The organism is Polynucleobacter sp. MWH-UH19D (genome assembly GCF_040409795.1).
In the GTDB taxonomy this organism is placed as follows: Bacteria; Pseudomonadota; Gammaproteobacteria; order Burkholderiales; family Burkholderiaceae; genus Polynucleobacter.
This window is the reverse complement of sequence record NZ_CP099571.1, coordinates 1,654,996-1,665,993: the sequence shown is the minus strand read 5'-3', so window position 1 is coordinate 1,665,993 and position 10,998 is coordinate 1,654,996. Positions and strand designations below refer to the sequence as shown.

The following is a 10,998-nucleotide window of genomic DNA, read 5'->3' as shown; positions in this document are numbered from 1 at the left end:
TGCGCTTAAGGAAGACGTTTAGTCGCGAATACGCCCGCAGGATCGAATGCAGATCTTAGGCGCGCTTGAACTGCTTCAAGGGCTTTTGAGTGTGCTTGCTCGCTCAGTAAAGTAAAGCGCTCAAACGCAGGATTAACGTTGGCGCCTTGCTTAAAGCGGGTTGCATGTCCACCATGGCTATTTGCCAATTTTTTGATGGAGTCAAATGTCGCTTGATCGCCAGGGGCTTTGATCCAACGTTGCTGTCCATGCCATTCCAGAACAACATCACTTTCTGCTCCAGGAATGTTTAGTGGACCGCAGGCAGCTGGTAGAGCTAGGCGATACAGGGTTTGATCCGTGCCAAGGCTGGTGAATGGTGAGAGTTTTTGTTCACGCAACTGATTCCAAAAGTCTTCGGCCTCATCAGGTGAAATGAGTTGCGCATTAACCTCAGCACTTATCAGTGGGGTCGCTGACTTTACTGCTGCCACCGCACCAGCTAAGCGAATGGTTAGCTCGCCATCGTCACTAGCACCTCCAATCCAGCAACTGGCAGAGAGTGGTAGCGGTTGACCTGCCCATTCATTCAGAACTTTTAGTGCTTGCTCTTGAGTGATACGACAACGTAGCGTTGCTGTTGCTGCTGGCTTTGGCAATACTTTGACTGATGCCTCGAGTAGTAAAGAAAGTGTTCCCATCGAGCCCGGTAGCAGACGGGAAACGTCATACCCCGCCACATTTTTCATGACCTTTCCACCAAAGGACAGATCTTGTCCCTTACCATCAAGAATGCGTGCACCTAATACAAAGTCACGAAAGTTGCCCACACTAATACGCCCAGGCCCAGCAAGTCCTGCGGCAATCGCACCACCAAAAGTGGCATGCTCACCAAAATGTGGGGGCTCAAAAGCAAGCACCTGGTTTTTTTCTTTAAGGGCTGCTTCGATTTCTTTGAGTGGTGTGCCAGCACAAGCGGTAATCACCAATTCTTCTGGTTGGTACTCCAAGATTCCAGAGTAGGTTTGTGTATTTAATCTTGTAAATTGATTTGGATTGCCATACCAAGATTTAGTACCACCGCCCTCGATAGAAAGAGGTGTATTGCTTTTGGCGGCATTCAGAATTTGTTCACGAAATGCATCAATCGCTATTTGATGTGCGTTGGAGTGAGTCATTAGAAGCGCTCCAATTCTGGATGGGGTAATTTGCCATTACTGATGCGCATACGTCCATATTCAGCGCAGCGATTTAGGGTTGGTATGGCTTTGTCAGGATTTAATAGTTTCTCTGGATCAAAGGCAGCTTTGACACCCCAGAAGGATTCCCGTTCTCCTTCACCAAATTGTACGCACATGGAATTAATTTTTTCAATTCCAACACCATGTTCGCCAGTGATAGTGCCACCGAGCTCAACACAAGCTTCAAGAATTTCTGTACCAAATTCTTCGGCACGATGCCATTCATCTTGGTCAGCGCCATTAAACAAAATAAGCGGGTGCATATTGCCATCACCTGCATGAAATACATTCAAGCAACCAAGTCCATATTTTGTTTCCATGACTTGAATGCGTTTAAGTAAAGTGGCGATGTGACGGCGGGGAATAGTTCCATCCATGCAGTAGTAATCAGGGGCTAAACGACCGGCAGCAGGGAATGCATTTTTACGCCCACTCCAAAACTTCAGACGCTCAGCTTCATCTTTAGAAATCTGAATGCCACTTGCGCCAGCTTTTTCTAGCACTTGGGTCATGCGCTCAATTTCTTCGGCAACTTCTTCGGGTGTGCCATCAGATTCGCATAACAAAATTGCTTCAGCATCCAAGTCGTAACCCGCATGCACAAACTCTTCAACAGCACGGGTGGTAGCTTTGTCCATCATTTCTAAACCAGCCGGAATAATGCCTGCAGCAATAATTGCGGCAACCGCATTGCCACCTTTTTCAATGTCATCAAAGCTCGCCATGATTACTCTTGCCAATTTAGGTTTAGCAACGAGCTTGACGGTGACTTCGGTAACTACTGCGAGCATACCTTCGCTACCCATCATGATGGCAAGCAAATCAAGGCCTGGAGAATCTGGTGCCAGACTTCCGAATTCCACAATCTCACCATTCATCAGTACGCCGCGAACGCGCAAGACGTTATGCAGTGTGAGGCCATATTTGAGGCAGTGAACACCACCAGAGTTTTCATTCACATTGCCACCAATCGAACAAGCGATTTGTGATGAAGGATCAGGTGCGTAATACAGACCAAGATGACTTACTGCTTCAGAAATCGCCAGATTGCGTACCCCTGGTTGAACAACTGCAGTGCGAGTAAATGGGTCAATACTTAAAATTTTCTTGAGCTTAGCAAGTGACAGAACTAAGCCTTGAGAAAGCGGCATTGCGCCTCCAGAGAGTCCTGTTCCAGATCCACGTGGCACAACCGGAATTTCCATAGCAAAACAAATCTTTAATATTTGTGCTACTTGCTCTTCGGTTTCAGGAAGGGCAACCGCTAATGGCATACGGCGATATGCTGCCAAACCATCACATTCATAAGGAATTGTGTCTTCTGGCTCCCAAAGTAGGGCATGTTCTGGGAGAACAGGACGCAAGGCGGAAACCAGTTTGGATTGAAGGGCGCTAATAGCGGCCAAATCGGGGGGCGGGGTCACCATATTCATGACATTCATTTTAGCCATTTACCTATAATTAAGCTTATGGGAAATCGACTATCAAAAATCGCTACTAGAACCGGTGATGCGGGTATGACCGGCCTTGGGGATGGCAGTCGCGTTGAAAAGGATCATTTGCGCATCTGCGCGATGGGTGATGTTGACGAGCTCAACTCTGAAATCGGCGTTTTGATGACCGAAGAGATGCCTACAAGCATTGCAGAGGAGCTAAAAACTCTGTTTTTACAGATTCAGCATGATTTGTTTGATTTGGGTGGCGAACTTTGCATTCCGAACTACAAGTTGCTCAATCCTGAGCATGTGGCTCAACTAGATGTTTGGTTAGAAAAATACAATCAGCAGTTACCGCCCTTAACGGAATTTATTTTACCCGGTGGTACTCGTGCTGCAGCACAAGCGCATGTTTGCAGAACGGTGTGCAGAAGGGCAGAGCGTTCGATAGTGCGCTTGGGTTGGGAAGAGCCTTTGTATGATGCCCCAAGACAGTATGTCAATCGCTTATCTGATTTGTTATTTGTTCTAGCCCGAGTTCTCAATCGTGCTGCGGGCGGATCCGATGTGTTGTGGAAGCACGAAAAAAAAGAGACTAAATAAATTAGTCTCTTTTTACTTTCCAAAATAATTCAAACTTTTATTTTTTCTTTGCTCTACGTTTTTTAACGGCGGCTGCAAGTCGTTCTAGTACTTGCACTGAGTCATCCCAGTTGATGCATGCATCGGTAATACTTCTGCCGTATTCCAAGTTGCTTGGATCGTCTTTGCCTGGTGTGAATTTTTGTGCACCATCATTAAGGTGACTTTCAACCATCACACCGAAGATTTGGTGTGAGCCTGATTCAATTTGCTTGGCGATGTCATCTGCTACAACGATTTGACGCTCATGCTTCTTGCTGGAATTAGCGTGGGATAAGTCAACCATCAAGCTGCCTGGAAGCTTGGCAGCTTCAAGTTCAGCACAAGCTGCCTGAACAAATTTGGCTTCATAGTTAGGCTCTTTGCCACCGCGCAAAATCACGTGGCAATCTTTATTGCCCTTGGTTTCCACTACAGATACCTGACCATTTTTATGGACAGATAAGAAGTGATGTGGGCGCCCAGCAGCTTGGATAGCATCCGTAGCAATCTTGATATTGCCATCAGTGCCATTCTTGAAGCCGATTGGAGCAGATAGCCCAGAAGCAAGCTCGCGGTGAACTTGGCTTTCAGTTGTACGAGCGCCGATTGCACCCCATGAGATGAGATCTGCAATGTACTGAGGAGAAATCACATCCAAGAATTCGCTACCTGCCGGCATGCCTAGTCGATTAATTTCCATTAACACTTGACGTGCTAAGCGAAGGCCTTCTTCGATGCGATAAGACTCGTCAAGGTATGGGTCGTTAATTAAACCTTTCCAACCAACCGTGGTACGAGGTTTCTCAAAGTACACCCGCATCACAATTTCGAGTTCGCCTGAAAGTCGGCTACGCTCTGCTAAAAGACGATGACAGTATTCCAATGCTGCACGAGGATCATGAATAGAGCAGGGCCCAATGATCACCAACAAGCGATCATCTTTGCCATGAATAATGTCGCGAATCTTTTTACGTGTTTTGCTGATCAACGCTTCTGTTGGCGTTCCCGAGATTGGGAAAAAGCGGATCAAATGTTCTGGTGGAGGCAGAACTGAGATTGTGGCAATGCGTTGGTCGTCGGTATCTGACGTTTTGTCAACGGCGGAATACCAATTAGTCGGGTTTGTATTTTGTTGGCTCATACGGCTATTTTAAGCCGTATTTAGAACAAAATCAGGCGGTTCCGCCCACGGTAAGGCTATCAATGCGTAAAGTAGGCTGGCCAACCCCGACAGGAACGCTTTGTCCCTCCTTGCCACATACTCCAACCCCGCCGTCAAGCTTGAGATCGTTCCCGATCATCGATACCTGCTTTAAGGACTCGGGACCGCTGCCAATAATGGTGGCGCCTTTGACTGGGTATTGAATTTTTCCGTTTTCTACCCAGTAGGCTTCTGATGCTGAAAAAACAAATTTGCCGCTAGTGATGTCGACTTGGCCTCCACCAAAATTGACTGCGTATAGCCCGCGTTTAATGCTTGCCACAATTTCTTGGGGATCATCTTTGCCAGCCAGCATGTAAGTATTGGTCATGCGTGGCATTGGAAGTGATGCAAAGCTTTCACGACGTCCATTGCCAGTCAGGGGCATTTTCATGAGACGTGCATTCAGGCTATCTTGAATGTATCCCTTCAAGATGCCATCTTCGATTAAGGTTGTGCACTGTGTAGGCGTACCTTCGTCATCAATATTGAGCGACCCTCTGCGACCCGATAAAGTTCCGTCATCTACCACCGTTACACCCTTAGCGGCTACTCGCTGGCCGATACGGCCTGCAAAAGCAGATGAGCCTTTTCGGTTGAAGTCACCCTCAAGCCCGTGTCCTACTGCTTCATGCAAAAGTACACCAGGCCAGCCTGGCCCCATTACCACTGTCATAGGACCGGCTGGAGCAGGGCGTGATTCTAAATTGACTAATGCACCATCGACTGCTTCATCGACATAGCGGTTAATTAAATCCGTATCAAAGTAGAGATAATCATGACGTGCGCCACCACCAGATGATCCAGATTCGCGACGACCATTTTGTTCGGCGATAACATGAACCGAAACACGCACGAGTGGACGAATATCAGCTGCTAGCAAGCCATCAGCCCTAGCTACGAGCACCACATCAAACTCACCAGCAAGGCTCGCCATGACTTGAATAACGCGTGGATCACGAGCCTTTGCGCGACGTTCGATGCTTTCTAACAATGCAATTTTTTCTTGAGGCTTTAATGAATCCAGCGGATTTAAATCCCCATACAGCTGATTAGATAGTGGGTTGAATATCTTGCTCGCGATTGCCTGCTTACCACCGGTAGGTCCAATTACCCGCGTTGCCTTGGCGGCTTTATTAAGTGCATCTAGATTGATTTCATCCGAATAGGCGAAAGCAGTTTTATCGCCATAGATCGATCGAACACCAACACCCTGATCAATATTAAAGCTACCGGATTTAACAATACCCTCTTCTAGGCTCCAACTTTCGCTACGCGTGTGCTGAAAATATAAATCTGCATCATCCAATTGATGACTAAACATATTGCTAAAGGTGTGATGCAAGTCTTGCTCTGATAATCCTGTTGGCTCGAGTAGGATGGATTTTGCAAGTTTGACAAGATCTGCTTGACTTTTGGCCTTGGTCCAATTGGCTGGAAATAATGCTTCGGGAGCGTTCATGTACTTATATGGTTAATTAAAGCTTGCGATGTGCTAGTGCTGGTAACTGAGAGCGTACCTCGTTTATTTTTTCTTTGCTTAACGCCCCAGTGATGAAGCCCTCGCCCTCAGGAAGGTCGGCTAATACAGTACCCCAAGGGTCGATCAGCATGCTGTGCCCCCAAGTTCTGCGTTGGTTTAGATGAACACCCCCCTGAGCCGAAGAAATAACATAGGATTGGTTTTCAATAGCACGCGCTCGCAATAAAATTTCCCAGTGTGCTTTGCCTGTGGTGTAGGTGAAGGCGGCGGGAATGATGTGGCAATCTACAGTCCCCATGGCTCGATAGAGTTCAGGGAAACGGATGTCATAGCAAATACTGAGTCCAAATACCCATTCCTGATTATTGATCTGAACTTTTAGGAGTCCAGGCGTATCACCAGCTTCAATCGTTTCGGACTCTTGGTAACGTTCGGTTGTAGTTTGAAAACCGAACAAATGGATCTTGTCATAGCGACCAATTTGTAAGCCATTTGAATCAAAGGCAAGGGTCGTATTTAAAACTTTGTTTGAATCTTTTGCTTCTAGAGGAATGGTGCCAGCGACTAGATGAATGTGATTATCCTGAGCAATTCGGGCAAGTTGATCTTGAATAGGGCCGCTACAGAGTGGTTCACGAATGCGAACTTTATCGGTATCTTTTAAGCCCATCATACAAAAATATTCGGGTAGTACTATCAACTGAGCACCTTCATCAGTCGCCTGTTTGATTAGTTTGCTTGCGGTATTCAAATTCTGCTCAAGGTCTGGTGTGGAGACCATTTGTACAGATGCAATCTTGAGGTTTGCTGTTGTGCTCATTAAAGTTAAAAGATTTACCTTGTCGGAATATTTTTTTGAGTGGGCGTTGACGTGGGGTTGGGTGCACCATTTGCGCCAGGTTTATTTTGCTCAATCAGTAAATTTTTACTACGAATTGTATTGAGGGTGTTGGAGTCGATTGGCTGACCTTTTTGATCTAACGGAATCACCTCTGGATCATCCCACGAACCCTGGATTAAATAATCGGATTGCAAGCCACGGTTAATTTGACTTGTCAGAAGGTATTGGCCAACCAGCGCACCTAGTCCGACAATAGGGTTAATTGCAAAGGCGGCTAGTGATCCTGCTGTGGCATCGATAGTTGGGAAGATGGTGATACGCAGATCCTGGGATTGTTTTGGAATATTAATTTGACCGCTCATCACCACATTGGCTTGATCTAGATTCATATTAAATTGTTGAGTTTGGGCAACGCCATTATTAATATCAAAGTTTCCATTAATAGTATTAAAAGGCGTCCCCTTGGTAACGATATTGCCAAGACTTCCCTTGAGGTCGAGTGTGGCAAATCGAAACAGACTCTGAAGGCTAAGAACATCAAGTAGTTTGGCGCCACTCGAGTTCACTTCAAGCAGGCGACCTTTTTCAAGATTTAAATTAGCCTTTCCAGATAAGGTTTCATATTTAGGATCAAAAGGTGGCCCATCCCACTGAACATTTGCGCTCACCTTGCCTTGCCCGCCTTCCACTGATTTTTGAGGTGTCCAATGAGCAATGATTTGGCCAGCATCTTTTACCGTCATATCAATATTCATCACGCTATGATCTGGAGTATTTTTTGTTGCCCCAGTCCATTGACCACTGATGGTGGTGCTGCCTTGCTGATTATTCGTTTGAATAGATTCAATTTTTAAGGTGTTGTCCGCAGTACTAGATTTCACCTTCAGCTGACCAAGTTGAGCCTTTGACCATGAAAAATCCTCAATGACGATATCGAGGCTAGGAATAGATTCGGGTTTTAATGTTTTCTTAGGAACTGTGGTTTGGGTTGCTTTCGCCTCAGCGGCCTTGAGAGCATCCGCAATTTTTAATTTTGTAAAGCGCCCGCTGATCAAGCCATTCGTATTTGATTTTTGTGCTTCTTGATACTGAATTTGCCCAGAGGCTAAGGGTGAATTAATGCGCAAGTCCCAGCCGTTCTTTTTATTGCTTGCCGATAAATTCACATCCTGCCACGGGCGATCAAATAGTATGAGTTTTTTTGCTTGCGCAGTAATTAGGAAATTACTGGCGGTAGAAGCAGAATTTGTTGGAGCTTCTTGGCTACGGTTTGCCTTATTTATCTGTAGGAATCGTTGCCATTCATCCAGATTCAGTTCATTACTGACGATACTAATTTGAGAGCCTTGCTGAGGAACGACCGCCGTGCCACCAATGCCAAGCCCAACTTGTAATTGAGAGTCGCGATTCACTGCGCCTTCAATGCTGTAGAGACTGCCAATTTTTCCTGACCAGCTTACTCGTTTTGAGTTATTGATATCACTCGAAGTTTTAATATTAATTTGGCCAGTCATGGCGGCACCGTTGATCTTCTTCACGGGTGCTGGAGTATTAATAGCCCAGTTACGCAAATCAAATTGCAAATTAGAATCGCTGCCTGTCTTGTTAAAGCCAATAAGCCCATCATATTTAATGGAGCCGCTCATGCTCTTAATAAATGCTTGCGCCTCGGCATTTGAAGAATTTGCGAAATAGTCCTGAATAAATTTGGATTGAACATCCCCAGTAACTTTAAAGTGTTGCTTATCTTTGCTATCTTCGGCGCTAGTGATATTGATAGTTCCACCTAAAAAATTTGCTGAAATATTTTCAAACTCTGGGTGAGCTTCGGTGATTCGTATGCCACCCTTTAAATTTTCAAATGGCGGAGTATCCGCCCATTGAGCGCGATTACCTGGCAGATTTAATTTCAAATCTAAATTGGTGTCAGCTGAGCCTGACAAAGGTACCTTTAAACCAAGATTAAGGCTGATGGGGCCAGTGATACGTAATTTTTGCGCTAGCCCGTTTTGCTTCTTACCTACAGGTGATAAGTAATAGTATTCAAGCAACTGCGGTGCGTCCCCTTTGGCATTTCCACTGACGCTAAGCGTCAATTGATTTGCGCTGACGTTAGGAATTTCAGCATGGAAAGTATCTAAGCCTACTTGTTTGTAATTGGCTTTTGCAATATCAACAGCGAAGAAAGCATTGTTCATGGTGATATTGCCATTTACGCTTGTGAATGCTGACCATGTTCCTTGATTGCTCGGTAGTAATGGTGTTGGACTAAAAGTGGCGTTAGCAATCGGAAGATTCAAAGTCAGTTCACCCTGTTGTCTATCAGGGTAGGGGGCTTGATTGGGGTCTCCTTTAATGTGTAATTGCCCCTTTCGAATAATGCCCCCATCAAAAGCTTTACTGAGGTAGGTTCTAACGTCTTTCCCCATTCCAACAGGTAAGTAACGATATGCCGTTTTGAGATTGGCTTGATCAAAGCCCATGTCTAGCGTCATGTAGTCGGCTTCTTTGCCGTTACCGATCTTATAGTTAACGCTGAGGTTAGTGCTGATCTCTGGATTGCTGAGGGCAAGTTTTTTGGTGGCTATAACCCAATTGCCTCTTTGTTTGGACCAGTTGATCTGGCCCGTTACTCGATCGAGTTGAATTTGGGGATCATTTAATAGGCCATACACTTCCAAATCAAGATTTCGGGAATCAACAGAAAAACTCCCTTCTTTTTGGTTGCTCGTAACGAATCCAGATAAATTTGAAACAGAGGGTATTGATTTGTTGATGCCGACAAAAGTGAGATTGATGAGTTTTGCGCTAACGTTGAAATCAAGTTTGTTGGATTTAAACCAGCCACCTGGAATATTGAGTGCGGATAGGGGAGACTTACTCTCTGCCCACTGAATATCAACGTCTTCGAGATCACCCTCCGCCTGAGATGCTTTAATCCATTGATGTACTTTTTTGGAAAGCGGAAGATTCAGCGCAAATAAGGCTATGTCTTCAACGGATATCTTGGGAGATGAAAAGCCAAACTCTTTAATTTCCCCATCTGCGTCAGGAGGTCGCCAGCGGAATGTCATGGGGCTGAGATTTTCAAGCGGGGTAGATTTTAAGCTACCCATTTCACGCCAAGCAAATGTTTTGGTGGAGATCGCAATCATGCCATCCGTAGTTTCTTGGGATAGATTTGCCTCCAAACGACCTAGCGCAATAGCATCTTCGCTTTTCGAGGACTGCACTATCAAATTGTCAACAGCAATAAAAAATTCACCGCCATCAGGTTGCGCATTGTCAATCTTCAAATTCCCATTTGAGCTCAATAGGCCCTCAAGAGCGCTTAACTGGAAATGAAATTCGCTCGCGATTTTTTTGAGATCAAGATTATTGATGTTCCAAGAGAGATTGCCGATCCAATTGCGCCAGTTGCCTATCTCTCCACCGAGGTGATGGGCAAAGCCCAGCTTTACTTCTGCTGGTCCTTGGTTCCATGGCGTGGTAACGATCAGCGAACCTTTATGTTGGCGAATACCGTTTTCTAAAGTGAGTTCTTGCACTTCGATAAAGGTTGGCGATTTGCGGTTGAGCTGATCATCCCAATTTAGTTTGACTTGCTTAGCTTCAATGAGGTCTTGCGAGAATAACCAGTTTTGAGTTGAATAATCGCTTGGGCTGCTGTCTATCTTGATACCAGCAATTGTAATGACGCCCTTCGTATTTCTTTGTGAAAAGATTTCTGCGTCTTCGAAATGAATTTCATGAAAGTAAGGTAATAAATGGTAAAACGATTTCCAACTTAACTGACCATAAATTCTTTTGATGAAGAGAGATGGCTTTGTTTCTTCGGGGGCAGTGAAACGTAGACCATCAATTTCAAAAGAAGGTCTAATGCCAGTCCATGAAACATGCAAATCATCAATGGTTACATTGACCCCAACACGAGCCCCGATCACTTTTTCAACAGAGGCCTTGGATTTTTCGATTTGTGGCCAAACTACGAACCTGACCGTAAGATGGCCAAGTAAAAATAACGCTGCTAGGGTCGCCGCCAATATGAAGGCGCGTTTATGCCAATTTTTACCTAAATTCTGAAGGCCCTTTGCAAATAGGCCTTTTAGCTGGGACGAGAAGAAATTTGGTGGCATGGACTCTATTATCCGTCAGGCTTTGCTATGCCGCCAAGCTTCTATGTGGCTCCCAAT

General features: G+C 45.3%; 7 protein-coding genes. 1 reads left to right on the top strand and 6 read right to left on the bottom strand.

Going from position 1 to position 10,998, the window contains the following annotated elements:
- Positions 1-5: 5 nt before the first annotated feature.
- Positions 6-1,157: a glycolate oxidase subunit GlcE gene (glcE, locus tag NHB34_RS08450; RefSeq protein ID WP_353427198.1), complete on the bottom strand. Its 1,152-nt coding sequence runs from the start codon at positions 1,155-1,157 to the stop codon at positions 6-8.
- Positions 1,157-2,662, bottom strand: coding sequence for an FAD-linked oxidase C-terminal domain-containing protein (locus tag NHB34_RS08445; protein WP_353428588.1), 1,506 nt, complete (start codon positions 2,660-2,662; stop codon positions 1,157-1,159). The genes glcE and NHB34_RS08445 overlap by 1 nt, the downstream gene beginning before the upstream one ends.
- Before the next feature lie 27 nt (positions 2,663-2,689).
- On the opposite strand from NHB34_RS08445, the gene NHB34_RS08440 reads away from it, so the two are divergent.
- A complete protein-coding gene (locus NHB34_RS08440) occupies positions 2,690-3,259 on the top strand; it encodes a cob(I)yrinic acid a,c-diamide adenosyltransferase (RefSeq protein WP_353427197.1) in 570 nt (189 codons plus the stop codon).
- A 37-nt stretch (positions 3,260-3,296) separates the two neighbouring features.
- Here NHB34_RS08440 and NHB34_RS08435 read toward each other — a convergent pair whose 3' ends face one another.
- From NHB34_RS08435 to NHB34_RS08420, 4 genes are read right to left on the bottom strand one after another with little or no spacing between them, the layout of a single operon-like run.
- A complete protein-coding gene (locus tag NHB34_RS08435) occupies positions 3,297-4,421 on the bottom strand; it encodes a 3-deoxy-7-phosphoheptulonate synthase (RefSeq protein ID WP_353427196.1) in 1,125 nt (374 codons plus the stop codon).
- Positions 4,422-4,452: 31 nt separating this feature from the next.
- Complete coding sequence (tldD, locus tag NHB34_RS08430; RefSeq protein ID WP_353427195.1) at positions 4,453-5,943, bottom strand: metalloprotease TldD; 1,491 nt, start codon at positions 5,941-5,943, stop codon at positions 4,453-4,455.
- A gap of 16 nt (positions 5,944-5,959) precedes the next feature.
- A complete protein-coding gene (locus tag NHB34_RS08425; protein WP_353427194.1) occupies positions 5,960-6,784 on the bottom strand; it encodes a carbon-nitrogen hydrolase family protein in 825 nt (274 codons plus the stop codon).
- Positions 6,785-6,798: 14 nt separating this feature from the next.
- A complete protein-coding gene (locus tag NHB34_RS08420) occupies positions 6,799-10,941 on the bottom strand; it encodes a YhdP family protein (RefSeq protein ID WP_353427193.1) in 4,143 nt (1,380 codons plus the stop codon).
- Between the last annotated feature and the right edge of the window lie 57 nt (positions 10,942-10,998).